The 25,783-nt window shown below is 62.7% G+C and carries 23 protein-coding genes and 1 pseudogene; 10 read left to right on the top strand and 14 right to left on the bottom strand.

Going from position 1 to position 25,783, the window contains the following annotated elements:
- Positions 1–65: 65 nt before the first annotated feature.
- Complete coding sequence (locus AC0L15_RS30630; protein WP_473498061.1) at positions 66–1,346, bottom strand: acetylornithine deacetylase/succinyl-diaminopimelate desuccinylase family protein; 1,281 nt, start codon at positions 1,344–1,346, stop codon at positions 66–68.
- Positions 1,347–1,570: 224 nt separating this feature from the next.
- Here AC0L15_RS30630 and AC0L15_RS30625 point away from each other — a divergent pair, with 224 nt between their 5' ends.
- A complete protein-coding gene (locus AC0L15_RS30625) occupies positions 1,571–1,999 on the top strand; it encodes a L,D-transpeptidase (RefSeq protein ID WP_473498059.1) in 429 nt (142 codons plus the stop codon).
- Here the strand turns inward: AC0L15_RS30625 and AC0L15_RS30620 are convergent.
- Entirely contained in the window at positions 1,996–2,577 is a 582-nt protein-coding gene (locus AC0L15_RS30620; protein WP_473498057.1) for a hypothetical protein, read from the bottom strand. The genes AC0L15_RS30625 and AC0L15_RS30620 overlap by 4 nt on opposite strands.
- Positions 2,578–2,661: 84 nt before the next feature.
- A complete protein-coding gene (locus AC0L15_RS30615) occupies positions 2,662–4,065 on the bottom strand; it encodes a selenium-binding protein SBP56-related protein (RefSeq protein WP_473498055.1) in 1,404 nt (467 codons plus the stop codon).
- Positions 4,066–4,310: 245 nt separating this feature from the next.
- On the opposite strand from AC0L15_RS30615, the gene AC0L15_RS30610 reads away from it, so the two are divergent.
- From AC0L15_RS30610 to AC0L15_RS30600, 3 genes are all read left to right on the top strand, one after another.
- Positions 4,311–5,393, top strand: a complete 1,083-nt coding sequence (locus AC0L15_RS30610) for a substrate-binding domain-containing protein (RefSeq protein WP_287247254.1) — start codon at positions 4,311–4,313, stop codon at positions 5,391–5,393.
- An 83-nt stretch (positions 5,394–5,476) separates the two neighbouring features.
- The gene (locus AC0L15_RS30605; protein WP_287247253.1) at positions 5,477–7,732 is read left to right on the top strand and encodes an ABC transporter permease; all 2,256 of its coding nucleotides are present in this window, start codon (positions 5,477–5,479) and stop codon (positions 7,730–7,732) included.
- Positions 7,725–8,507 carry an ATP-binding cassette domain-containing protein gene (locus AC0L15_RS30600; RefSeq protein ID WP_091598255.1) on the top strand — a complete coding sequence of 261 codons (783 nt, stop codon included), beginning with the start codon at positions 7,725–7,727 and terminating at the stop codon, positions 8,505–8,507. Before AC0L15_RS30605 ends, AC0L15_RS30600 begins: the two co-directional genes overlap by 8 nt.
- A gap of 177 nt (positions 8,508–8,684) precedes the next feature.
- On the opposite strand, the gene AC0L15_RS30595 is transcribed toward AC0L15_RS30600, so the two are convergent.
- Positions 8,685–9,026, bottom strand: coding sequence for a lipocalin-like domain-containing protein (locus AC0L15_RS30595; RefSeq protein WP_287139749.1), 342 nt, complete (start codon positions 9,024–9,026; stop codon positions 8,685–8,687).
- Between the two features lie 22 nt (positions 9,027–9,048).
- Complete coding sequence (locus AC0L15_RS30590; protein WP_287247251.1) at positions 9,049–9,651, bottom strand: SDR family NAD(P)-dependent oxidoreductase; 603 nt, start codon at positions 9,649–9,651, stop codon at positions 9,049–9,051.
- A 120-nt stretch (positions 9,652–9,771) separates the two neighbouring features.
- On the opposite strand from AC0L15_RS30590, the gene AC0L15_RS30585 reads away from it, so the two are divergent.
- Entirely contained in the window at positions 9,772–10,395 is a 624-nt protein-coding gene (locus AC0L15_RS30585; RefSeq protein ID WP_236377152.1) for a TetR/AcrR family transcriptional regulator, read from the top strand.
- A gap of 129 nt (positions 10,396–10,524) precedes the next feature.
- On the opposite strand, the gene AC0L15_RS30580 is transcribed toward AC0L15_RS30585, so the two are convergent.
- From AC0L15_RS30580 to AC0L15_RS30560, 5 genes are read right to left on the bottom strand one after another with little or no spacing between them, the layout of a single operon-like run.
- The gene (locus AC0L15_RS30580; protein ID WP_287247250.1) at positions 10,525–11,520 is read right to left on the bottom strand and encodes a lipid A biosynthesis lauroyl acyltransferase; all 996 of its coding nucleotides are present in this window, start codon (positions 11,518–11,520) and stop codon (positions 10,525–10,527) included.
- Between the two features lie 35 nt (positions 11,521–11,555).
- Positions 11,556–12,584, bottom strand: coding sequence for a zinc-binding dehydrogenase (locus tag AC0L15_RS30575; RefSeq protein ID WP_287121562.1), 1,029 nt, complete (start codon positions 12,582–12,584; stop codon positions 11,556–11,558).
- A 35-nt stretch (positions 12,585–12,619) separates the two neighbouring features.
- Entirely contained in the window at positions 12,620–13,891 is a 1,272-nt protein-coding gene (locus AC0L15_RS30570; protein WP_287247249.1) for a beta-ketoacyl-ACP synthase, read from the bottom strand.
- A gap of 25 nt (positions 13,892–13,916) precedes the next feature.
- Positions 13,917–15,104 (bottom strand): beta-ketoacyl-ACP synthase, encoded by a 1,188-nt coding sequence (locus AC0L15_RS30565; protein WP_287247248.1) that lies wholly within the window; start codon positions 15,102–15,104, stop codon positions 13,917–13,919.
- Between the two features lie 53 nt (positions 15,105–15,157).
- On the bottom strand, positions 15,158–15,439 hold the full coding sequence (locus AC0L15_RS30560; protein ID WP_023802974.1) for an acyl carrier protein: 282 nt from the start codon (positions 15,437–15,439) through the stop codon (positions 15,158–15,160).
- A 216-nt stretch (positions 15,440–15,655) separates the two neighbouring features.
- Here AC0L15_RS30560 and AC0L15_RS30555 point away from each other — a divergent pair, with 216 nt between their 5' ends.
- Together AC0L15_RS30555 and AC0L15_RS30550 are read left to right on the top strand one after the other, a co-directional pair.
- Entirely contained in the window at positions 15,656–15,922 is a 267-nt protein-coding gene (locus AC0L15_RS30555) for a ribbon-helix-helix domain-containing protein (RefSeq protein ID WP_287247247.1), read from the top strand.
- Positions 15,906–16,349, top strand: coding sequence for an SRPBCC family protein (locus AC0L15_RS30550; protein WP_287247246.1), 444 nt, complete (start codon positions 15,906–15,908; stop codon positions 16,347–16,349). Before AC0L15_RS30555 ends, AC0L15_RS30550 begins: the two co-directional genes overlap by 17 nt.
- Positions 16,350–16,731: 382 nt before the next feature.
- Here the strand turns inward: AC0L15_RS30550 and AC0L15_RS30545 are convergent, their stop codons facing one another.
- A complete protein-coding gene (locus tag AC0L15_RS30545; protein ID WP_128188191.1) occupies positions 16,732–17,091 on the bottom strand; it encodes a hypothetical protein in 360 nt (119 codons plus the stop codon).
- Positions 17,092–17,326: 235 nt separating this feature from the next.
- Here AC0L15_RS30545 and AC0L15_RS30540 point away from each other — a divergent pair, with 235 nt between their 5' ends.
- Both AC0L15_RS30540 and AC0L15_RS30535 read left to right on the top strand, forming a co-directional pair.
- Entirely contained in the window at positions 17,327–17,995 is a 669-nt protein-coding gene (locus AC0L15_RS30540; protein WP_287247245.1) for an ankyrin repeat domain-containing protein, read from the top strand.
- Between the two features lie 25 nt (positions 17,996–18,020).
- Positions 18,021–18,533 (top strand): YHS domain-containing (seleno)protein, encoded by a 513-nt coding sequence (locus AC0L15_RS30535; RefSeq protein WP_473498050.1) that lies wholly within the window; start codon positions 18,021–18,023, stop codon positions 18,531–18,533.
- A gap of 47 nt (positions 18,534–18,580) precedes the next feature.
- Here the strand turns inward: AC0L15_RS30535 and AC0L15_RS30530 are convergent, their stop codons facing one another.
- Positions 18,581–20,791 (bottom strand): tetratricopeptide repeat protein, encoded by a 2,211-nt coding sequence (locus AC0L15_RS30530; RefSeq protein WP_287247244.1) that lies wholly within the window; start codon positions 20,789–20,791, stop codon positions 18,581–18,583.
- Positions 20,792–21,613: 822 nt separating this feature from the next.
- Positions 21,614–21,925, bottom strand: coding sequence for a hypothetical protein (locus AC0L15_RS30525; RefSeq protein ID WP_287247243.1), 312 nt, complete (start codon positions 21,923–21,925; stop codon positions 21,614–21,616).
- A 29-nt stretch (positions 21,926–21,954) separates the two neighbouring features.
- On the opposite strand from AC0L15_RS30525, the gene AC0L15_RS30520 reads away from it, so the two are divergent.
- Positions 21,955–24,732: a galactose oxidase-like domain-containing protein gene (locus tag AC0L15_RS30520; protein WP_287247242.1), complete on the top strand. Its 2,778-nt coding sequence runs from the start codon at positions 21,955–21,957 to the stop codon at positions 24,730–24,732.
- Between the two features lie 163 nt (positions 24,733–24,895).
- Here AC0L15_RS30520 and AC0L15_RS30515 read toward each other — a convergent pair.
- Positions 24,896–25,069: pseudogene (locus AC0L15_RS30515) on the bottom strand (IS66 family transposase); the annotation flags it as partial.
- Between the last annotated feature and the right edge of the window lie 714 nt (positions 25,070–25,783).

Raw genomic sequence — 25,783 nt, 5'->3', positions numbered from 1 at the left:
AGGAGTAAATTGCGTTTCGTGCTTTCCGGCAGCGCCGGCAGGAATGTTTTTCCGCCCATCACCGACTACCGAGCGCCCGCGCCCCTCAGCAGCACGTTGAGCCCGATCGCCATCACCTTGGCCGATTCGACCATGTCTGATATCCCCACCCATTCGTCGGGCCTGTGGGCGAGGTCGAGAATGCCCGGGCCATAGGCGATGCAGTCGTAGATGTGGCCGATGCGGGCAATGTGCTTCTGGTCGTAGGTACCGGGCGAGATCACGTAGTCGGGCTCGCGGTCGAATATCTCCATGATGCCCTGCGCCACCGCCTTGACCACCGGCGCATCGCGCTCGGTCATCAGCGGCAGCACCTCCATGAGATCGCGGATCTCGTAGTCGAATTTCTTGCGCTCGCGCTTCAGCCGGTCGAGGATATCGGTCACCTCGCTCTTGACCGTGCCAAGGTCCTCTTCGAGCAGGAAGCGGCGGTCGATGGTCAGCCGGCAGGAATCGGGGACGTTGGGCGAGGGCAGGCCGGGCCGGAAATCCTCGGTCTGGCCGCCATGGATCGAGTTGATGTTCATGGTCGAGCGCTTTGCCCCGTCGGGCACGACCGGCATGCGCGTGACCTTGCGGTCGAGCGCCGGGAACAGATCGTCCTCGAAAGCCCTTAGCACGGCGCCCATATGGCGCACCGCATTGTCGCCGAGGAACGGCATCGAGCCGTGCGCGATCTCGCCCTTGGTCTCGATCTCCGCCCACCAGACGCCGCGATGGCCAAGGCAGATGCGATCCTTGTTCAACGGCTCGGGGATGATGACGTGGTCGACTTTCGGCTTGGAGAAATAGCCGAGCTTGGCCAGATGGGCGACGCCGCCGAAGCCGCCCGACTCCTCGTCGACCGTGCCCGAAATCTCGATGGCGCCGGGAAAGTCGGGGAACACCTCCATGAAGGCTTCGGTAGCGATGATCGAGGAGGCCAGGCCGCCCTTCATGTCGCAGGCGCCGCGGCCATAGACCTTGCCATCCCTGACGATGCCGGCGAAGGGATCGAGGCTCCAGCCGTCGCCGGCTTCGACCACGTCGATATGCGAGTTGAAATGCACGCAGGCGCCGGGCGAGCGGCCATCGAAGCGGGCGACGACGTTGACGCGCGGGTAGCGGTCGGTGTCGCCGGGCGTGCCTTCGGCGCGGATGAATTCGACTTCGAAACCGCGCTTTTTCAGCCGCGCTCCGACGTATTCGGCGCATGGCCGATAAGCCTCGCCTGGCGGGTTGATGGTCGGAAAGCGGATCAGGTCCGCGGTCAGCGCGACCAAGTCGTCGACCCGATCATCGACCGCTTTCAGCAGGAGTTCGTTCATTCGACGAATTGAGCAGCCAACGGTGCGTTTTGGCAAGCCTGTTGGCGGGTCGCGCCCTAGTTATGTGGTTACATGTCGCCACGGCAACTATCGCGGGAAATCGTTCAAATTCGCTGCTTTGGATTGGTGAATTCGTCAGAGGTGTGTGGTTACCTCATTCACTTGCGATTAAAGGATGAAGAAAAGCGTGAAGGCAGGCAGGGCAATCAAAGGGGTTTGATCGCATGAAAAAAACCGTTCTCATGGCAGCGGCACTGGCAACGATGCTGTTCGGTTCTTCGGTCGAGGGCTGGGCAGCCAAGCTGGTTGCAAGGATCGACGTGTCATCGCAGACGATGACTGTAAGATACGGCCGGGCGGTCTACCGATGGCGCGTATCCACGGCGCGCAAAGGCTATATCACGCCGCGCGGCAGCTACCGGCCGCAACGAACGGCACGGATGTGGTATTCGCGCAAATACGACATGTCGCCGATGCCTCATTCGGTGTTCTACCGCGGCGGCTATGCCATCCATGGCACCGGCGCAGTAAAATCTCTCGGGCGCCCGGCGTCGCATGGCTGCGTGCGGCTGCACCCGTCCAATGCCGCCGCCTTCTATTGGATGGTGCGGCAAGCCGGCTTCCGCAACACGCGGATCGTGGTGACCAACTAGAGCGCGGAAAACACGCCGATCGCCCCGACCAGAACCAGGCTTAGCGCCCAGATCACATCTAGATCAAACCAGCTTTTCGAAAGAAACCTTAATCCCAGCCACCGATAGACGCCGAAGGCCAAAGCGCCGCCCGCAGTGATCATCGCGCCGGTGTGGACCGCTGCCACGCCGATCGAGAGCGCTGCAGTTCGTGCAATGAGGGCGGTCGCGGCACGGTGCCCGGCATCCGTTTCAACGACGCCGCACAGGCCGAGGTAGATCGGCACCAGCATCAGGCCGGCGCCATGCGCGACGGCGACCAGAAAGGACCAGAGCGCCAGTCGCGACGGCGGCACGCGCGCCAGAAATCTAGGATGCCGCGGGTTGAAGAGCAGCCAGACTCCGAGCGCGACGACAATTAGACCTGCGCCAACGCGGATCTCGGTTTGCCAATCAACCAGCACGGTCATCAGCGCGAAGGGCAAGAGGACCACCGTCATGGCGACAAGATGCCCGAACGCCAGCGCCAGGAGTGCGCCCGGCAGCGCATAGGCTCGCCGTTCCATCAGGGCGGCCGAAACAGCAAGCGGCCAGCCCATACCCGGGTTTACGCCATGGTAAATCCCGCTGGCGACCACAGCAAACCAGAGGCCGGCTGTGGTCGAAAGGAGTTCGGGCGACACCTAGACCGATGGGTAGCAGAAACTGTCGGTAGAGCAGTCGCCGCCTTCAAGTCGGATCTGGTGCGTTCGATAGCCTTTGGGGAACTCGACGAAGAAGTTGGTGTCGAGCGTCAGGCCACCATTGGCGCCAACATCGGCCTTCACCATCGCCCCGCCGCGCTCACCGGGATAGAACTGATCGTCCCAGGTCGAATAGAGCGAATTGGTCCAATAGACACGCTTGCCGTCGCGGCTAATCTCGACCATCTGTGGCCCATAGCCGAAGACCTTGCCACAGGGGTGCTTGGTCTTCTTGACGATCCCACCCAGTTCGACCTTGCCCGCCAGAACCGGCTTCATCGGGTCGCTGACATCGTATTGATGCATTTCACCCGTACCCCAACAAGCCACATAGAGATATTTGTCGTCGAGGCTGAGGTCGATGTCTGTGACCAGCGGGGGCACCGCCGAGAAACCCTTCAGAAGATCCGGCAGATCGTCGGCATTGGCCGGTTGAGGCGGGATGACCGCCGTCTTCTTGGCCTGGAACTTGCCATCTGCGTCGCGCCACCACGTCCAGATCGAGCCTTCGAGATTGGTGGTATCGACCACAACGCCGCAGAAGCCGTATTGCCGGACTGGATCATGCGCCGGGCGGATTTCGAGCGCCATTTGGTGATTGGCGCCCAGATCGATCGTCTGAATGTTCTTACGCGCACGCAGATCCCAGAAATGCATGCGGTGGCCGTACCTGTTGGACAGTAGATCCTCAGGGACGATGCCGTTTTCGAACTGCGGCGGCAGGGCCCATTCGGAACTGATCATGTAGTCGCGCGGCAGGTTCCACCAGAAATCGTAGTGCTTGTCCTGGGCGCCACGATCTATCTCATAGCGGCCAATGACATCGAAGGTCTGGCAATCCATGATGAAAATGCCCGGAGGACCGTCGGTACCGTCCTTGCCGCCGCCGCCGAGGGTCGAGACATAGATGCCCTCGGGTCCGCAGTGGATCGTATGCGGGCGGGAATAGCCCGTCTTGGCAAAGACTTCTGCGGGTTCGATGATCTTGTGAATCTTGGCGGCTGTCGGCCCGCCCTTCACATCAATTATGTAGATGCGCGACGAACGAATGCCCGGAATGATCAGATAACGACGCTCCAAAAAGGCGTGGCCAGTCAGTGGTGATAGCGCCGAAGAACACGCATTCCAGCCGAAGTGATGAAACTCATCGCCCTTGTTTGGCATGATCACAGTGTGGACGATCTTGCCGAAATCCGGCGAATTTGGATCGACATTCACCACAGCCAAACCGTCGGGTTGCGAGAAGTCCGGGCTAAGCATCAACGTGTAGGCCAGAGTTTCCGGCGGCCCTTCCATAGCCAGCCTAGGTGACGGATAGAATGTGGGGTCTGGTCGCAGATTCATCGCGGTATCCTCCCTACGCGTTTGTGAAACTTTTTTGGTGCTCTCCGTGTCGCTCCCTTTTGAAATGCGGCCCAGGTAGGGATCACAATACACCAAGTCTCCTCGTCTGTCTGACACCGCGTCGCGCTAGCACTATTTACGTGGGCAGACTTTGGGCAGAATATACGGGGTGGGAGGGAGCATTCGGAATCCTGAATAAATGCGCCCGAACGGCTTCCGACCGTTGGTTGCAAGGGAGGAAAATCATGAAACGTATTTTCTCGCTCGCGGCATGTGCCGCGGCGTTATCGCTCGGCGTATCGAACGCCTACGCACAATCGGGCGGCGTCGACAAGGCGGTCGGCGGCTACAGCTTCGAAGAAGCCGCAAAGGAGGCCCCCGGTACCAAGGACTTCCATTCGGCCGATGGTCACCTCACATTCGCTATCGTGACACACACTGCCGGCAATGGCTTCTTCGATCCGGTCTACGTCGGCGCGACCGTCGCCGGCAACCTGATCGGCGCCAAGGTCCTGCTGCTCGGCTCGGAATCGCCGACTGACGACCCTGCCCGCGAGATCGAAATCCTGAACCAGATCGTGCAGGATCCGACGATCGACGGGCTGATCATGACAACGCCCCAGGTCGGCGCCTATAACGACATCGTCAAGGCCGCCGAGGCGAAGGGCATACCGGTCGCTACGACCAATTCCTTTGACGGCACGATCCTCAACCGCAGCGGCATCGGCCACACCGGCCAGGACGCCTCCGCTGCCGCAATCGCTGGCGAGGCGCTCGTCAAGTGCCTCGCGGACAAGGGTATAGAGAAGGGTTCGATCGTCCTGCCGTCGTCGACCGCAATGGGCAACATCGAGGTGAACAACCGCGTCACTTCGGCTTTCAACGCCATCGTCAAGGGCTTGAAGGATGCGGGCAAGCTTGATGCCTTCAAGGTCGACGCGGGTCCGGAGAACACCGGTATAGACACCAATCCGAATGACCCGGTGAACGGCATCGTGACGCTGTTCGAATCGCGCGGCGATGTCGTAGGCGCGTTCGCCGGCAACAACGTGTTCACGCCGGCGCTTGCCAAGGCCGTCGCTCAGACCGGAATGACCGGCAAGATCTGCGCCTATGGTTTCGACCTCGGCCCGGCCCAGCAGGACGCGATGAAGAGCGGCGATCTGACCGGCGCGCTCGGGCAGCAGCCCTTCTTGCAGGGCTTCTGGCCGGTCATGCAGCTCTATCTGGAGATCGACCGCGGCATCGCGGCGGCCAACCTCGACACACGCGCCCAACTGGTGACGAAGGAGACCGTCGCGGATGTCGGCAAGCGCTTCGAGAACTGAGTCCACTCGGAACGTCTGAAATCATTGCGGGAGAGCGCAGGCTCTCCCGCAATGCGGCAGCAGGAAATCGACCAGAAGAGACCATGGCGCTTACCGCGACCACATCGCTCGGCCGTGCGCCGTCCCAGATTGTCGGCGGCTGGGAGGTGGGGCTCGTTGCCTTGCTTTTGCTGCTCTATCTCGGCGGCGCTCTCGTCAATCCCGCGTTCTTCGGGTCAACAGGAGCGTTTCACTCGCTGCTCCGCGACACCTCGCGGGTTGCCATCATCGCGGTCGGAGTGACCTTCGTTATCGTCAACAAGGACCTCGATCTTTCGGTCGGTTCAACTTACGGCCTAGTCGCCGTCGTCTTTGCCAGGCTGTTCGCGCCGAACTTCCTTGACCTCGGCGTCGTCACGTCGGCGATCCTCTGCCTGCTGCTCGGCACGCTGATCGGGCTGATCAACGGCGTGCTCGTCACCATCCTGAAGGTGCCGGCGTTCATCGCCACGCTGACCGTCCTCTTCATCGGCCGCGGCTTCGTGCTGGCGCTCACTCACGGCCAAGCGATCTACTTCCCTGCCAAGGCGACCGGCTATCCGGGTTTTTTTCACCTCGGCGAGACCAACCTCCTCGGCTTCAACAACCAGATCGTGATCTTCCTCGTTGTCGCCGTGATCGGCGCCTACGTGCTTGCCAAGACGCGCTGGGGCTACGAGACCTTCGCCACCGGCGGCAACGAGCAGGCGGCGTCCTATGCCGGCATCCCGACCAACTGGGTGCGCATCCGAGCCTTCCTGATCTCCTCGCTCTGCGCGGCGCTGGCCGGCTTGATGTCAGCTGCGCAGGACAAGGGCGTGACGCCGCTCTACGGCGTCAGCGGTGAGCTGACCGTCATTGCCGCCGTGATCATCGGCGGCGCCTCGATCCTCGGCGGCCGCGGCCGGGTCGCCGGATCCTGCCTTGGCGCCCTTCTGGTGGTGCTGCTCGACAAGGTGTTGCGCGAGGGCTGGCCGATCACGCGCATCATCAAGATCGGCGACGAGGAGATCACGGTCAACGCCGTTTTCTCGCTGCCGGTCGGCGCGGTGCCGGTGTTCCTCGGGCTGCTGCTCGTCGTCGCTGTGCTCATCGAGCCCTATCTCATCCGCCGCCAGGTGGCAGGGCGCCTCTGGGCCTGGCTCCGCGGCCGGCCGCCGCCACCGGCCTACGAGATCGGCGGCATCGCGATCGAGGGGGTGCAGACCAAGGGCGCGATGGCGACCGACATGGCGTTGTCGGCCACCGGGTTCGGCAAGTTCCTCGCCCGGCGCGACGCGCTCGCCATCATCCTGACCGCGCTCCTGTGGCTGACCGGCCTCGCGCTCCGGCCGGACTACTGGTGGAACCTGTCCAACAGCTTCGCTATCTTGCTCAACTACACCGAGCTTGCGCTGATCACCATCGGGCTCACCTACGTCATCGCCGCCGGCGATATCGACCTCTCCGTCGGGGCGGTGCTTGCCCTCGCCGGCAGCACAGCCGCCTATTTCCTCAAGGTCCTCGGCGCCGACCCCGTGACCGCCGTGGCGATGGGCCTACTGGCGGGCATGTGCGCCGGCCTCGTCAACGCGATCGTCACCGTCGGCTTCAAGCTGCCGGCCTTCATCGCCACGCTCGGCATGTTCTACATCGCCCGCGGCCTCGCCGCCTGGTTCGTCGCCGGGCAGCAGCTCACCGGTTGGCCCGAGGGCTACAACCTGCTTGGCCGCAAGGTGAACGACATCCTGCTGCACTACCGCATCTCGCTGCCGGACGGGCTGCTGCGCTCGATCGCCGAGGTGGTGAGCGTCCAGACCATCTGGATGCTGTTGGTCGCCCTCATTGCCGGCGTCGTGCTCGCCTACATGCCGTTCGGGCAGAAGGTCTATGCGACCGGCGGCAACATTCGCGCCGCCGCTTATGCCGGGATCAACACCAACCGGGTGCGGTTCTTCGCGCTCATGCTGGCGGCGCTCTGCGCGACAATGGCCGGGATCATCAACGTCGCCTACTTCCGCAGCTTCAACCCGGTAGCCGGCCAGTTCCGCGAGCTCGACGCCATCGCTTCGGTGATCATCGGCGGCGGTTCGATCTTCGGCGGCTACGGCACCGTGATCGGGGCGCTCGCCGGGGCGGCGGTGATCACCCTGATCCGGGCGCTGCTGCAGCTCAACGTCCAGGGCTTTACCATGCCGCAGCACTGGATCAACGTCTTCATCGGTGGCATCCTGATCGTGGCGGTGCTGATCGACATCTGGGTGCGCCAGGCCAACATCTTCGGCCGCATGCGGGCGCGCCTCGCGCGGCGCACAAGAACGGCGGAAACGACCCATGCGTGACGCGACCAGGCCCGCACCGATCGTAGAAATGCGGGGCATCGAAAAAGCCTTCGGTGCGGTGCAGGCGCTCCGCAACGTCGACCTCGTGCTCTATCCCGGCGAGATCCTGGGCCTGGTCGGCGACAACTCGGCCGGCAAGTCGACGCTGATGAAGATCCTGACCGGCGCCTACCAGCGCGACGCGGGCGGCGAGATCTTCGTCGCCGGGCAGCCGGTGCACTTCAAGAGCCCGCACGAAAGCCGCGACGCCGGCATCGAGATGATCTACCAGGATTTCGCTCTTTGCGGGAATATGGATGTCGGTCAGAATATCTTTCTTGGCCGTTGGCCGCGCAGGGGCCTTTTCGTCAATCGGCGGAAAATGTACGCGGAAGCCGACAGTGTGCTGAAGCGGCTCAAGGTCGACGTGAACTCCGTCTATCAAAAGGTCGAGAGCCTTTCGGGCGGCCGCCAGCAATCGGTGGCGATTGCCCGCGCTATCTCCTTTCAGCCGCGCGTGGTGATACTCGACGAACCGACCGCCAATCTATCGGTGATGGCGACCGAGCGGCTGCTCGAAACCATGCTGGAACTGAAAAAGCAGGGCGTTGCCCAGATCATCATCTCCCACCGCCTCGTTGACATCTTCGCTGTGGGCGACCGCGTGATGGTGCTTAAGCGCGGCGAGAACGTCGGTGATCGCTACATCAAAAACACCGACGAGCATGAGGTCCTGGAGATCATCGTCTCCGGCACGCGAGAGCACGCACTTACGGCCGATGAGGCAATGCTTTGACCGATCAGGATCACTTTTCTCCTGGCGTCGCAGAAATGCGGCTAAGCGCGGTGGAGAGCGGGTGTCGCGAAACCTGTCTCACGCCATGCTGACCAAGCTGCGAGATCATCCATCCGCTAGACCGTGCGCTCCTTCGAAGCGGTGGAGAGTGGGCCTCGCGCTCGCAAGGCGATGCGATCACAAGCGCTCGTAGGTGACGCGCCAGCCTTCCTCGGGATCGACCGGGGTGATCACCAGATGATCTCCGGCGACCTCGAACACCCGCTGCAATTCCTGTCCGATGAGATTACGCACCAGCGACGACTCAACAGTGATGGTGAAGGTGCTTTTCTCCTCATCGATCGCGACCGGACCATAATAGGCTTCATAGCCGTTGGCGGTGTAGGTAGTCGGCTTTGCAGCCGGGTCCTGGTCCATTGCCTGAACCGAAAGCGTGCCGCTTTGCGAGAAGATGACTTGGCCGGAGTAAGGCACGTCGGTCTTCTTGCCCTGCGAATCGGTGATCTGTAGCGACGTCATGCGCCACCGCGAGGCGAAGGGCTCACGCGGCCCGTTCGGCCGTACGGGTATCCTCGAAGGTGTTGAGGTTCGTCGAAGTGAAGCCGGGGCAGGCAGCGTTGGCGCCAGGGTCCTCGAATTCGATGGCGAAGGCGAGCGTCGGCGCATCGAGGGCAGTCTTCGAGGGGCTGTAAATAGGGCCGAACAACGCGCGCTGTGGACTGGACGGGTCGACGCTGACGATGCGTGCCGCTGGCGTTTCACCAAACAGCCGCAGCATCGCCTGCGTGACGGCGACGACGCCGAACACGTTGGTCTCGAACACTGCGCGTCCCTCGTCGAGGGACGCCGCATGCGAGATGCCCTGCTTTCCCGCATCGGAAGTGCCTGCATTGTTCACCAAGACGTCGAGGCGACCGAACTCGTTACGGATGCGCTTTGCCGCGGCGGCAATCGAGGCCTGGTTCGTGACATCGAGTTGGACGGCCCGGGCATCCGCGCCGATGCTCTTTGCAGCCGTCTCCGCATGCTCGAGCTTGCGCGACCCTACGAGCACGGTGAGGCCGTGCGTCGCCAGATCCCTGGCGATTTGGAGGCCGATTCCCTTGTTGGCCGCAGTGACCAGGGCAATAGGTTTGACCCGCATGGTGATCTCCTCTTTTTGCATTGACGTGTAGGCAACGGCGCCATGCTGTGCTAATTTTCCCAATCGGAACTGCATTCCGTTTTATACGGAACATCGTTCCGTTTATCAAGTGGAAAAATCATGGACGACAAATCGGAGGAGCGGGGTGGTGGCTTGGAGCCCGTAAACTCGACGGATCGGCGCGTGCGTGCGGACGCGCAACGCAACTCCAAGGCGCTGCTCGAAGCAGCAATGGCAGTGTTTGCGGCTTCGGGGGTCGATGCTCCGGTGCGAGAGATCGCCGATAAGGCCGGCGTCGGCGTGGGTACGCTCTATCGGCATTTTCCGCAGCGTTCGGACCTGATCGTGGCGGTCTTCCGTAACGAAGTGGATGCATGCGCAAATGCTGCATCTGCCATTGCCGCCGAATATGAACCCGGCGAAGCGCTCGCCCGATGGATGCAGCGTTACGTGGACTTTATCGCTGCCAAGCGTGGACTCGCCGCGGCCTTCTCCTCCGGCGATCCGGCATATGAGTCCTTGCCGCTGTATTTTCTTGAGAAACTTCGGCCCGCGCTGCAGACCTTGCTGGATGCCGCGACCGAAGCGGGCGACGTTCGCTCGGACGTTGATGCGAAAGAACTATTGTTCGCGATTGCCAGGCTCTGCTCACCAGACCGCTATGGCGGAGGCCCCGACCAGGCACGACGGATGGTTGGCTTGCTGGTGGATGGGCTTCGCTATGGCGCCCCTTCGGTTGGCTGATTGGACTTGCCAGGACAGGCCACCGAGTGATCGGTGACTAAACAAAAACCCGCCTCGGCAACCGGGCGGGGTCGGTGGCGCAATTAGAACATTGCCAACAATAGCATAATTGCTGTCACTCACTTCTACTCAGGCGGCTTCGCCGCGGTTCCTCGCCCGCTTGTGCTTCCCGCGCGGGCCGCTGATTTCCCATCTTTTGTGGAACCACATCCACTGGCCGGGATCCTCGCGCACCCAGCGCTCGACCACGTCGTTGAGCAGCTGGGTGGTGCCATGGACGTCGACACTGCCGCCGGCGGTGCGCGGCAAGATCAGTTTGTCCTCGATCTCGAGCCGGAAGCGGTTGCCCGGCAGGCGCACGCAGCGCGCCGGATAGACATCGCAGTCATAGTGCCGCGCCAGGGTGCCCAGAACCCGGTTGCTCTCGCATGGGCGGCCGAAAAAAGTCGTTTCGAGCCCGCTCGAGAATTTCTGGTCCACGAGCACGCCGATATTGCCGCCCTTCTCCAGGATGGCCGCCAGCGCGAATGAGGCGCCGGTCGCGGAGGGCAGGAGCGAGCCCATGGTCGAGCGGCGCGTCGAGAGGATGTAGTCGGCAAGGTAAGGGTTGTTGGGCGGGCGAAACAGCGCCGTGATGTTCATGCCGAAAGTCGCTGCCGCCACCGGAAGCAGCTCGAAATTGCCGAGATGCCCGGTGAAGATGATATGCGGTTTTTGCTCGCCGGCGATTTGCACGAAGTGCTCGACCCCCTTGACCTCGATGCGGCCCGGTTTCGTCGCGGCGGGATCGTAGTCGAACAGGGCATCGAGAAAGATGTATTCCGCGGCAAGGCGAGCCATGTTGCCCCACATGTCGGAGGCGATGGCCTGGATCTCCTTGTCGCTCTCTTCCGGATAAGCCTTGCGCAGATTGGCGATGGCGACGTTGTGGCGCCCCACCCACGGACCAATGCGGCGGGCGGCGCGGTCGGCGAAATTGAGCGCGCTGTCGACCGGCAGCAGACGCAGCAGCCAAATCATCGTCATCGCGAGGCGCGCCAGCAGCCAGTAGTTGAACTGACGCAGCCGCCTGCCGTAGCGGAACGCCAGGTCCCGGCGGAGCTTCTTGAAGGCGTTGCCGACCATTCCTAGACCATGGTTTTTTCAGACAGCATCATGGTCTAGCCGACGCGCAGGATGATCTTGCCGAACACGTCGCGGCCTTCCATGCGCTTCAGCGCGGTCTCGATGCCGTCGAGGCCGACTTCGGTGTCGATAACCGGAGAAACCAGCCCCGCCGCCATTTTCTGCATGGCGTCGGCCATGTTTTGCATGCGACAGCCGAACGAGCCGAGCAGCTTCAGCTGCTGCTGGAACAATTGCATCAGGTTGATCTGCGTCGACACGCCCGAGGTCGAGCCGCAGGTCACCAGGCGGCCGCCGCGTTTCAGGCACAGCATCGAGGCGGCAAAGGTGTCGGCGCCGACATGCTCGAAGACGACATCGACGCCCTTCTTCTTCGTCAGCTTGCGCACGACGCCTTCGAAACGGTCGTCGCGATAGTTGATGACGTGATCGGCGCCAAGCGCCTTCGCCTTGTCGATCTTGTCGTTCGAGCCGACCGTGGTGATCACGGTGCAGCCCATTTTCTTCGCCAGCTGGATCGCGGCGGAGCCGATGCCCGAGCCGCCGGCATGGATCAGGATGGTTTCGCCGGGCTGCAGCCTGGCGTTGTCGAACAGCATGTGCTCGACCGTGCCGAAGGTGACGGGCGCGACCGCGGCGCCGACGTCGGTCACGCCGGGCGGGGCAGGGACCAGCAGGCGCGCCGGCAGGTTTATCTTCTCTTGCGCAAAGCCGTCGAGATGGAAGCCGTGCACGCCCGAAACATGCTCGCAGAGATTGTCGCGGCCTTCGCGGCAGGCGCGGCAAAGCCCGCAGGTGCGCGCGCCGTAGATCGATACAAGCTGCCCGGGGACAAGCATGGAGACGCCGGGGCCGACCGCCTCGACCTCGCCCGAGGCTTCGGCGCCGACGACCAGCGGCAGCTTGCGCTTGGCGAAGGCCATGCCGCGCCAGCCCCAGACGTCGATATGGTTGAGCGCCACGGCCTTGATGCGCAGCGTCACTTCGCCCAGCGCAGGCTGCGGCGGAAGCGGCAGGTCCACCGTTTCAAGGCGGCGGTCCTCGATAAGTTGCAATGCGCGCATTGGGCCTGTCGGTTCAGTTGGCGAAGAACGGTCGCTTAGACTGGTTCCCGCGCCATGACAAGGCAGGTGTTCTGGCCGCCGAAGCCGAAGGAGTTCGACAGCACCGTGCCGACCTCGGCGTTGCGCTTCTGGTTCGGCACCACGTCGAGCACGATCGCCGGATCGGGATTGTCGTAATTGATGGTCGGCGGGATAACGCTTTCACGCATGGTCATCAGCGAAAACGCCGCCTCGACGGCGCCGGCGGCCGACAGCGTGTGGCCGATCATCGACTTGTTCGACGAGATCGGCATCGAGCCGATCCGTTCGCCGAACACGGTCGACAGCGACAAATGCTCCATCTTGTCGTTTTCCGGCGTCGAGGTGCCGTGGGCGTTGACATAATCGATCTCGTCCTCGCCCAGGCCGGCATCGGCGAGCGCGGCGCGAACCGCGGCGATCGCCGGCGAGCCGTCCGGCTTCGAGCGGGTGCGGTGGAAGTCGTCGGCCTTCTCGCCGCAGCCGCGCAGGATGCCGAGAATGGTCGCGCCGCGCGCGAGTGCTGCCTCCAGCGACTCCAATACCAGCGCGCCAGAACCCTCAGCGAGGACAAACCCGTCGCGATCCCTGGAAAACGGCTTTGACGCCTTTTCGGGGATGTCGTTGTGGGTGGAGAGCGCCGAAAGCAGCGAGAAACGGATCAGCGCCTCGGCGGTCGCCGAGCCGTCGGCGCCGATCGACAGCGCCCGGTCGCATTCGCCCCGGCGGATCGCCTCGACGCCGAGCTGGATCGAGGTGGCGCCCGAGGCGCAGGCCGTCGACAGCGTGATCGGCAGGCCGCGCGTGCCAAAACGGTCGGCGAGCCGGTCGGCGATCGAACCGAACTGCGTGGTTTCGAAAACTTCGAGCCCCTTCAAGCCGCGCGCCACCCGAAGCAGCCGTTCGGCGCCGATGTCATGCTTGTCGGAATTGTAGAGCGAAAAGCGCTCGCTCCAGTCTAGCTCGACCGGCGGCGAGGCGAGGAAAAGCGGCCCGCCGAAATCGCCTGAATCGAGGCCGGCTTCGGTCACGGCTTCCTGCGCGGCGATCTCGGCCAGGTCGTAGGTAAGAAGGGAAGCGCCCCTGGAGCTCGACGGCAGGAAGTCGACCGTGCCGGAGATGCGGGTGTTCAAATGGTCGACCGGAAAGCGGGTGATCGGATGGATGCCCGACTTGCCCGCGGTGAGCGCTGCCCAATTTTCGGCCTTGCCGACGCCCAGCGACGTCACCACGCCGATACCGGTGACGGCGACGATCGGCCTGCCCATATGGTCGTTCAGATTGGCCATGTTGTTGTCCCGAAACCCTCGACCTCTAGGCGGCGTTGACCAACGCCAAGCCCTCGAATTGGTGATAGCCGATCGCCGTTGCAAGCACAGTCCTGGGAACGCCGTTGAACGGCTTCTCGCTGGCGGCGTCAAAAGGCGGGTAGGCGGCCTTGCGCTCGACAGCCAGTGCCGCCAGCGCCACGGCGAAGGGAAACTGCGCTTCCTTCATGTGGCCGGTCAGCGTCGAAAAACCGCGTGCGGCAATCGCCGGATTGGCGTCGAGCGCCGATTTCTCGGCAGCAGTCGCGGCATGGGCACCCGAAGCGCCTGAAATCGTCAGCAGCTCGCCGTTCGGCAATGCCGCCTGGCTGAGCAGCGCAGCAATCTCGGCATCGAGCTCGCCCTGCCGGCGTATGGCGCGTCCGGATATGACCGGGCCGAGTTCGGCATAGATCTTTCGCCCGCGGCTGATCGCGTGCTCGCGCTGTTCCAGGACGAGAAACGCACCGCCCGATCCAGTCACCACGCCGCCGCCGTCCAGGCCCTGTCTCTGCCAGACCGGTCTCCAGGGGCCGCGATGCAGGTAGCCGGCCAGCTCATAGCCAAGCAGCATGTCGGAATGTTCAGTCTGGAATGCGCCGCCGACCAGGATATGCGTCGATTGGCCGGAGCGGATGCGCGCGGCGGCTGTCTCGACAGCGGCGACGCCGGCACCTTCCTCGCCCATGAAGGTGCGCGACGAGCCGGTCACCTTGTGGACGATTGAGATGTTGCCGGCGAGCAGGTTGGAAAGCTGCGCCAGAAACAGCGTCGGCCGCAATTCGGTGGTCAGTTTCTCGTTGAGCAGCACGTCGCGGTCGTTGCGGCTTTCGGACGCTGCGAGAATGTCGGCGTCGACCGCCTCGTCGCGCTCGCCGCCGCCGGCAGCCACCACCATGTCCATCGTCGTGCAGAGATCGTCATTGCCCTTGATGCCGGCGTCGTCCAGCGCCATGCCGGCGGCGTAGGTGCCGAGCCTTTGCCAGGTTTCCATCTGCCGCTGGTCGCCGCGCTTAGCGATCTGCAGGTTCCAGTCGATCTCCGGCAGCGGGTGGACGGTGTAGGGCGAGAAGCGGGCGGCTTCGAGCACCGGCTCCAGGCCGGGCTGGACGAGCTTGCGCCAATGCGCATCCGGGCCTTCTCCCAGCGAAGAGACAAGGCCGATGCCTGATATGACGACGTCGTGGGGGCTCATGGGCGAGGGTTCATGGGGCGGCTGTTGTGGGTCAGGCTAGAAGACAAGCCATTTCAGGCGTTCTTTGCCATGACCAGGGCGTCGATCTTGGCGCACAGGTTCTTCATGACGAAGTAATCGTCGGTCGAGGCCTTGCCGTCATTGACCTCCTGCGTCCACTTTTCCAGCGGCACCTTGATGCCGAATTCCTTGTCGATGGCAAAGACGATGTCGAGGAAGTCGAGGCTGTCGATGCCGAGATCGTCGATGGTGTGGCTTTCGGGGGTGATCGTGTCGATATCGATCTCACTTGTGTCGGCAATGATCTTGGCGACTTTGTCGAACGTGGTGGACAAGGGCTTTTCCTTCGGTTGCGGGCGGAATCTGTCCGCTGGTGTTTGCGCGCTGTCTAATCGGTTTTTCCGGGCAGGAAAAGGCCTGAACGCCGGGCGCAGATGGGATTCCCACTCCGTAAACGCAAGAAGAGCCGTTGGCGACCCTCCCGGCGATATGCCGCAACCACCCCATCTCTGTTCATTGCATGTACCAATGTACTATGGTAGAGAAAATCCATGACCATCGAACGCGTGCAGACCGGGGTGCGCCTGGAAAAACGATTGGTGAAGGTGCTCAAGGCCTTGGCCGAGCATCGCGACATGAGCCTGGGTGAGCTCATCGAGGGCATCGTGCTGCATGCCTTTGAAGGCCAGACGCCGTTTTCCGCGGCGACCCTGGAAACAATCGGCCAATTGAAGCGCATCTACGGAATGGAGCTTGGCGCAGCGGACAGCCACCGTCTGGTGGAAATCACCGGGGAGGGGGATGACCGACCATCTTGAGCGCAGCCACAGCATCGTGCTTTCGGGGCCGATCGACCGCGTCTTTCCGCTGTTCACGCCGACTGGGGAGACCCTGTGGGTGGACGGCTGGGATCCGGAGTTTCTGCATCCACAAGACGGGGAGACGCGCCAGGGCATGGTCTTCAGGACCGCTCACGGTGATGAGACCACGCTCTGGGCCTGCACGGACTGGGACCCCGTGGCGCATCGCATCCGCTATGTCCGGGTGACGCCGGGTTCGCGTTTCGGATTTGTCGAGGTGGCCTGCCGCCCGACCGCTGACGGAGGCACGGAGGCGTCGATTGCCTACACGTTCACTGCCTTGAGTACGGCAGGAAGATCGCATCTGTCCGAACTGACGGAGGACGCGTTCGCGCAGATGATCGAGGGATGGAAACTCCGTATCGAAGCGTGGCTGCGAGTGTGAAAAATCTAACGCCAGGTACCTTAAACTACCTGCCGCTAAGGGTGGGACTTTACCCTTCGCTTCGTCTCCCGGAACAGCGCCGCGCCAGAAGCTGTCCTTGCCAAGCTGATCGAGAAATGTCGCCTCTGGGCCGATTCCGGTCAGGCAGCTTTCAAGAACCGCCCTGCTAAGCAGACGTTTAGGTCGGCTGGCGTGATGTCCGGGTCTGACCCCAAGCCGACCTTCATCAACCCATTTTGCTGCCCGATAGCCGACATTCGCGGCAACCAGCGCTGATGACCCGATGCTGCCGTTCCACGGAACCGCGTTGGAGGTCCGCATTGGAGTGGAAGGCGGACATTTCACCTCATCGAGCCGGGTTACGCGATTCCGACGATCCTCGTTACTGCCTACCCCGACGACGTTGACCACGCCCGCGCCCAAGCTCGCCGTTCATCTCGATCGCGGACAGCTTCGGATCACGTATGGCACCGCGGCCCTGGCTGCGGTCCGCCTCTTTGAGGTGCCGCTCGGCCTCGACGTCATTGTTCGCCTTGAGCGCCAGGTAGGAACTGCGCTCGTGACGCGCATGCGATTGATGATCACGTCGAGAGGGACCGGCTGACGCTCTCGCATCGCCTTGTTGGGCACGCCGTCTGCCCTCACGCGATTTTCGGCTAGCCAAGTCGATGCCGGCGTTCTTCGCCTCGCCCCGCAGGAACGGGAGGCTGACTTCGATGACGTCGTCGGGGCGCTCGGGCACGGGACATCATACAGCAGCCCACCGGCAATGTCGTCGATATGGCTCATGCTGTCCCGCGCGATCACGGCCTTGTGGGCAACCTCGCCGATCACCTTCATCGCCGACGGCCAGTTGAGCACACGGCGCGCCTCGCGCGAGTTCGACTCGCGCACCCTATGGCTCCGCTGCGCCGAATGTATTAGAGTGGTCTCATACACGTCCATCCGCGGGCGAACGGCGCCCGGAGGGTTAGACGATGACGATCTCGAGGCGATTGTTGCTGCCGAGGGCCTTCCCGATGCGGGTCAGGCGTTTCCGAACCGGCTGGCTTCGGATTTTCAGTCGGGCTCTCGTCGTTACTTTCATTTCCTGGTTAGCCGCCGGTGCGGTGACTGCCGGGCCGCTTCACGACGCTGCGCGCGAGGGCGATGCCGCCAAAGTCGGCGAGCTCCTTGCACAAGGCGAGGATGTGAACAGTCGCGACGAAAGCCGCGAGACTGCACTGATCGACGCCGCGCTTGCCGGCAAGGTGGAGGTAGCGACGGTGCTGATCGAGGCCAAGGCCGACGTCGACGCCCGCAACGACCGCGGCTTCTCCGCGCTTCATGCGGCGGCGTATTCAGGAAGCCTGGAGATAGCGGAACTGCTGCTCGACCACGGGGCCGCGGTTGATTCGTTGAGCACGCACAAGATCACCCCGCTGCACGTAGCGGCCGAAGAGAACCAGGTGGCCGTCGCCGACCTGTTGATCGCGCGTGGTGCACAGGTCGAGGCAATCCAGGAGTACGGGTTTACACCTCTCAGCCGGGCGACGTTCTTTCAGAGTGCGCAGGTGATGGTTCTGCTCAAGCAGCGCGGGGCGAAATGCCAACCCAAGGAAAAATTGGGGGCGGCGCTCAAGGATTGCATGGCCGCGGGAAACTGACCTCACGAGGTTACTGGAGAGAAACATGACACAAAATCATTCCAGAGCGTTTGACAGTTTGCTTTGCGCAGGAGTGGCAGCCGCGTCCCTCCTGCTCCTTGGCACTGGCGCATCCTACGCCGTCGATGGAGTGAACACTGGATACTTCGGCAACGTCGCCATACTGGGCTACGATCCGGTGGCGTATTTCACCGACGGTCGTGCGACCATGGGTTCGCCCGAGATCTCGAAGAAGTGGCTCGGGGCGACGTGGTATTTCGCCAGCGTCGAACATCGCGATGCCTTCGCTTCCGAGCCGGTGCGCTATGCCCCTCAGTTTGGCGGCTTCTGCACGCTGAATGCGGCATTCAAGGGGGCATCCGCGAACATTGACCCGGAAGCCTGGCGCATTGTGAACGGCAAGCTCTTCCTTTTCTCTGGGAAGGAGGGCCTGGAGGAAGACTTCGATGCCGACCCCGCTGCTGTCCTTGCGAAGGCCGACGCCGAATGGCCTGCGGTCGAAGCGAAGGAATTCGAGGCGAGAGCGGCCGGCAACTGACTCGGCTCAGGCGCGATGTCGCGGTCGCTCGAGTCGAACCGAGCGTATCACTGAGACACCGAGAAATACCATACCGTGACGGAGTCCGGCCAGACATACTCGTCCTGCGTTTCGCGGTTCCCCTGGGGATTGCGATAGAGCGGGCCGCAGAACTTGCGGCCGAGCAACGTCGCTACGGATTGCGTGCAGAAGAGGTCGCCCTCCAGCGTGGACGTACCGGTGATGATGCTGCCCTGCGAACTCAGGGCGAAATCTCCGTTTGCGCTCAGCTCCATGACGAACGGTGCGCCATTGTTTTGACGTCCGGTCCAGGTTCGATCGCCCGTCAAGGCTCGCACGGCCTCGGCGTCCAGGCGGTCCTCCTCCTGCGCACGAAAATCGAAGGCGCGCTCCGGAAACCCGGCTAAGCGAAGAGCATCCAGCCGATGATCGAGATCCTGCTGCCGCCGGTGGTGGGCGTATACGACGCGAAAGCCGGCGAGACTCTGCGCGGGAATCTTCTTCAGGATTGCTGCAACCGCATCGCGCGCCTCGGCCATTCGGCCCAGGCGCGCATTTGCCATGGCGAGCGCCTCCAGGCCGAGGTCGCTGCGCTCTTCCGGCTGGACCTGGCTCAGCGCCTGCAGGGCCTTTTCGTATTGATGGTTCATATAGAGCACGAAGCCGTAATAGTCGTAGATCTGCGCCCGTGGCTTGGGATCGAGCTGCAGCACCCGTTCCATAGCCGCCAGTGCCTCCGGGTTCTGCCCGGCATACGTCAGCACGATCGCCAGGTTGAGCTCTGCCTCCGCGCCGTTCGGGTCGAGCGCGACGGCTTTGCGGACGGACGCGAGCGCCTCGTCGATCTCGCCGTCAAGCATCTGCAGGATGCCTAGCACGGCATAGGCTCGCGAGGACTGGGGATTGAGCTCCAGCGCTCGCCCTGCCGCTTGATAGGCGCGCTGCCGTGCGACGGCACTCAGCATCAGGCGCTGGAAATCGAAGCCGAGCACGTCCACGGTGGCCCGGGCATATCCCGAATAGGCGTCCGCGAACGCCGGATCGAGCTGGATGGCCTTTTGATACAGGGACAGAGCCTCACCGAGAGACGTGAAGTCGACCACGTACGCTTTCTGCTCGGCGCGGGTGTAGAAGTCGTACGCCTCCAGATTTCGCGTCGGCAGGCGAGCAATCTGCGCCTTCTCGCCTTCCGTCAGGCGCACCGACAGAGCCTCGACGATGCGCCCGATCACTTCGTCCTGCAGCACGAAAATCTTGGAGTAGTCGCGGTCGAAGCGCTCGGCCCAGATGTTGCTTCCGGTTTTGGCGTCGATGAGCTGGACGTTGATGCGGACCGAATTTCCGTCCCGGCGAACGCTGCCCTCGACCACGTAATGGACATTCAACTGCTTCGCGATCTCGTTGATGTCGAGGGATCGATCCCCAAAGGAGAACGAGGAGTTGCGGGCAATGACGAGGAGCCCGGAGATCTTCGAGAGATCGGTGATGAGATCGTCTGTGAGCCCTTCGGCGAAATAGTCCTGGTCCGCCTTCTGGCCGAGATTGGCAAAGGGTAACACAGCAATGGAGGGCTTGCCCTCTGCAGAGATCGTCGAGCTTTGGTCCTGCAGAAGCGCGACCGCCCGCGGCCAGAGAACCACCGCGAGGCCCACCGCCAGCACCAGGAAAAGCGCTGCAGCGCCGATCAACGGCCGCCGAGAGCGCAACTTCCTGGCACTAGGGGCTTGCTCCAACAGCACGCGATAGGCGCGCACCGGCTCGGCAATGTTTTTCAGGCGCTGTTCGCCCAGCGACTTGAAGGTCAGGCCGAGCTTGTTGCGGGCTTGATCATAGGCTGTTCCGGATATGACGACACCGCCGGGATCGCTCAGTCCTTCCAGGCGGGCCGCGATATTGACGCCGTCGCCGTAAAAATCATCCTTGTCGATGATCACGTCACCCAGGTTGATTCCGATGCGGAACACGATCCGGGCGTTCTCCGGCACGTTGAAGTTCTGCTGCGCGGCGACGCGCTGGATTTCGACGGCACAGGCCACTGCATCGACCACACTGGCGAACTCGACCAACGCGCCGTCGCCCATGAGCTTGACGACGCGGCCATGATATCCTTCGATCAACGGCTCTATGTATTCGCGGCGAAGCGCCTTGAGTCGGGTGAGCGTGCCTGTCTCGTCCAGCCCCATCAGCCGGCTGTACCCCACCACATCGGCGGCGAGGATGGCGACCAGCTTGCGTTCCAGATGTTGGTCCTGTTCCACTGCGCATGACTATAGGGAAAGCCCCATGGTAAGACCATATGCGCGGCCAAGGAGCCCGAACGTCGAATGCTGCACGTCGAGCACTAAGCTAAGTCTTTGAAAACGCTCAACGCGGGAAACCTTTGTGCTAAATCGTGCAGCACACAGGTTTTGGTGCAGCATTGCAGGGATCGCGAACGCGGATCCGGTACCGCCGATCTCGAGCAGGCCGCCGCGCGGACCGAAGGGGAGACGCGACGCCGTGTAGCTTCGCAAACACGCGACCCCAGGCATGGCGCAGGCGCAGGTTGTCTGGATTGCGACGCTGGCCCACCAATTTGCTGGCATTATCGCGGGACGCGCACCCGCACCGCGCCGCATGCAGCAATGTGAAGAGGATTGCGCAATCGGCAGCGTCGCGCGGCTTCGACTGCCTTCTGCGGCATTGCTTTGTCACCGACCAGACCGTCCCAGTAGGCATGCAGCGAGACCGGTTGCAGTGCCAAACGGTGCTCCGTGAAATCCTGCCGCGGCCGACCCGGCACTAGCTCGGGCTGCGAGCCGGGGCCACGCTTACGGGTTCAGGGCGTCATTGCGCGGTCCGAAGGCAGAATGTGTCAGGAACCGGACCTTTCTGACGGCGTCCGCAAAGGTCACGAAATGGCGCGATCAAGGCGATGCGCGCTTCAGCCGCTCAGCATGTCCAGGGCGGCATTAAAGGACCGGGTCGGTTGGGAGCAGAAGTTCGGCGCATAGCATCAAATGACGGCTTTGCGGCCGTTCCTGCCGTAGATGAATTCCTGCTTTCGCCATCAGCGAGAAGCGATAAGGTTCACTTCAGCGTCAAAAAACCGTAAGCTTGGCCATGTCTCGGTGGCTTTCGCTTCCCGAATACGCCTCGAGTATTTCGTCGACGCGCGTGCGTATCGCGATGTCCGATTGCGCTAAAGAGAAGGATCCGAAGGCCGGCGGCTCCTGATCCGGCTGAAGATGGGGGAGGCGCGCATGAAAGCGCAGGCAGTCCTTACGGTCGTGTTCACTTCGATCTTTGCAGTAGCACCCCCACAAGCCGACGGTCCGAAGCTCGCCGAAGGGTTCTCGCTGCACGTTGGTGCGAAACGACACTTTCCCGGCAATAAAGACATGGTCGCCCACAAGAGATTGCCACAGAGGAGCTGATGGCTATGGAAATGCAGGTGAAGGCACTTGGAAGCCCCAACATCCTGCCGCGCGTCCATCGCAGGATACTGGAATTCCTCAACTCGGCTGGCAGACCCGGCGATCTCATGGAGGCCACTCAAACGGCGTCGCACAACCACAGTCGACACCGCACAGCGCAGCCGATATTCGACGAGCGCCTCGCAAGGACGGTCTTCGATCACAGGGAATCGCTGGGTGCCTATGGCTTCCATGATCTTCGCCAGCTTCTTGAGATCGACGGCCTAACGTCGGCGCACATCCATGCGCTCCATGAGCACTTCGGGCCTGCGGCCTACGGGCAGTGGCGTGTCCTCGATTATAACACGCGGCACCCTGATGGACGTCCCATGGACGTGGCCCACGTTGCCCTTCTGCATACGGGCAAGGTCCTGTTCATCCCGGCCGACTACCAAAACCAGGGCTGGCCCACGCCGATCTGGGATCCAGCCGACGAAACCAGCCCCAGGTTCGAGTACCCGCTCTTGAATCCCGACTATGCCCTCTTCTGCGGCGGTCATTCCTTCCTTTCGGACGGCAGACTCCTGGTCGTCGGCGGAGGCGGTGATCGCAATGTGACCCCCGAAGCGGTGGCAGGATTTAAGTTCGATCCAGTGGCATTGACCTGGACCCGGACGGTGGGGGACATGCATCACGGCTACCGCTGGTATCCCACCGTCGTGACACTCGGCGACTTCCGATCCCTTATTACCTGCGGAGATGGCCAAGGGGACATGGAAGTCTACAACGAGGCGACGGACCGTTTCGACGACATCACCGGCGACTCCCGCGGCTTCCCAAACCTGTACCCCGGCTTCCACCTGCTCCCCAACCACACTGTGTTTTACTCGCGCACGGGCTGGGGAACCGCCGGCGCCATGCCCGCTACTCCTGACAACGAGTCGGGGTTCTTCTCGTTCGCACCGCCTGTTGCAGGCTCGTCGTCGGGCACATGGACGAATATCACGCCAGCCGCGACAAACCGCGTAAAGGGCATGTCCGTGACGCTCTTGCAGGCGATGTCGACGAACATCCGGGTTCTCGTCGTCGGCGGCGCCAGCAGCACGGACAACGACACGTACGAAACCATCGACGTTTCCAACCTCTCCCCTTCGTCCACATGGAACATGCCTAAGCCGATGCCGGACAAGCAATCCAGGCGGCAGTGCAACGCGGTGCTTCTCCCCGACGGCACCGTGTTCGTCAGCGGCGGGATTGATACGCTATTCTCGCCGTGTGCCCTTTACCTCCCGGATCGGGACGACTGGCTCCCAATGGAGAGGATGCTCTACATCCGCACCTACCATTCGGTGTCGCTCCTGCTCCCGAGCGGCAAGGTGATGGTCGCCGGCGGCGACGGCACACCGCAAATCGAGATCTTCAGTCCGCCATACCTGTTTCATGGCCCGAGGCCGGTCATCTCGTCCGCCCCTCAAACCGTCCGCCATGGGGAGAACTTCCACATCGATACGCGGGAGGCTGACGCCATTGCAAAGGTCGTGCTGGTGAGACCCATGGCCGTCACGCACCAGACCGACACGGAACAGCGGGTTATTGAGTTGTCGTTTTCCCGCGTTCCCGACCACGGAGGCAGGCTCCAGGTAGTGGCACCGGACGGAGCCTTCCCCCACTCTCTCGCGCCACAGGGGTATTATATGCTGTTCATCCTGAACCGCGATGGCGTCCCGTCCGAGGCTAGCTGGATCGCGCTGGCGTCTCCTCGTCGATTCACCGTTCTGGACCGCACCCCCATCGCGTCGCACAAGCGCAATGATGACCACATGGAGCTGTGGGTGGTGGACGCGTTCGGCACGGTCCGCGGCAACTGGTGGAACGGCACCTGGCACGCGTGGTACGCCCTGCCCAACCCCGGGGTCCGGTTCCCGCCTCGCGGTCATCTTGCAGTGCTGGGACGGCACGAGGACCACATGGAGGTATTTGGTATCTCCGATGACGGCGTGCTCCGGCACATCTGGTGGGACGGCACCAACTGGCAGCAGTGGGGCACGCTCGGGGCACCCGCCCCTGGCCTGCCCCCGGGAGCCCCGCTCGCCGTCCGCTCCCGCTTCAGGGATCACATGGAGGTCTGGGTCGTCGCGGCGGATGGCCAGGTCCACGGGATCTGGTGGGATGGTACCAACTGGCAAGGCTGGTACGCGCTGCCTGGGGCGATCTTCCCGGCGGGTGCTCCGTTTGCCGTACACTGCCGTCACGATGATCACATGGAAATCTGGGGCATCGATGGGACCGGGACGCTGCGCGGCAATTGGTGGAACGGGAATTGGAACGGCTGGTACTCGCTGCCCACACCAGCCAACGGTTTCAGCCTGGTGCCTGGTGGGCATCTCGCGACGCTGGGCCGGTACGAGGACCACATGGAGGTCTGGACCATTGGCACCGACGACCGTCTCCATGGGGTGTGGTGGGATGGCAACTGGCAGCCTTGGTACACTCTCCCGGGCCCGTTCTCGTTCCCGCCCGGCGCTCCGCTGGAAGTCCTGTCCCGCAACGATGACTACATGGAGATCTGGTGCGTGGGCGACGATGATCGGCTGCACGGTGTGTGGTGGAACGGGTCCTGGGAGCCCTGGTACACGGTCGGTCCAATGCCGATCCCGGAGCGGACGCCGCTTGCGACGCTGTCCCGTAACGACGACCACATGGAGGTCTGGTGCGTGGCTCCCGATGATCCACGGCCGTTCATGAGAACCGTGCATGGGGTCTGGTGGGATGGTTCCTGGAAGCCGTTTTATTGGCTGCGTTGATGGGTGCCACGACAGGTTTAGGCAAGCCTGTCGTGGCCCAATTACCCGCAATTCGTCGGCAACACAGAGTACGCAAACGGACAAGACAGTACCTGAACGGCCCCGCGAACGGCAAAACCGGATCTTCTGCGACTACGGCTGGAATGTCTGGGACCGCGGATTATTTTTGGCTGATCAGTTCGAGCTTGCCCCGCAGCCAGTGCTCCAATGCCTCAATGAGGAGGGGACGGCTCTTCTCCTGGCGAGTGGAGCGGCCGCGAATATCCGCGTCCGCGGCATAGAGGGCCGCGATTCGCTCTAGCGCCTCACTGGCGATCGGAGCCGGGCCGGCCGTGGCACGCGCATCAAGATTCTCCAAGCCTTTGCCCATCGCTGCCCGGTGGTGGCGATGTGGCTTGCCGCCCAAGGCATCGGCCTCAACGATGGTGAGCACCTGCTGCTGGCCGACGATGCGGATGGCCTCCCCACGGCCTCTTTGCGGTTGCTGCGCGATCCCTCTCGGGCGCAATATGGCGGCGCATGCCCTGGAGCTATGCCGCCGCAACTACAGCCACGCTGTTGTTGCGGCTCGGATTCAGCGCCCTGACGCCGATGCGAGGGCTGGACGCAGCTCCGCCAGCCGGTGGTGGACTCCGTCGCCCTAAACAGCAGCGGCGCGGTGGGACGAACGGCGGCAGGGTCATGAAGGCTGGTTGCGCTCGGGTTTCGAAAAATGGCCCGGGAACGTCGGCAATGGGACCGACTTGCGCCCTGGGGTTTTCGAACCCGAAATTCCGGAACGGGTCGACTCGAGCCGTTGCGCGAACGGCAGCTTTTGAGACGGGCCATGAATGTCGCGAAATGGCGCAACAACGATGTCCAAAGGTGGTCGCCGGCAACGTCCGCTATCGGGCAACAGCGAAGATCACCTCAACGGCCGACATCAGGCGCGAAGCCGACATCTCTGATGGGTGTCGCAAACGTCCGCTTTGGGTCGATAGTGTTGAAAAAGTCCGGGTTGCAGCGGTCCTGAAGCACTGATTCAATCTTCGTTGTAAGAGGAGATTGAGTC

The organism is Mesorhizobium sp. WSM4846, from assembly GCF_055811415.1.
This window is presented reverse-complemented; position numbering and strand designations above follow the sequence as displayed.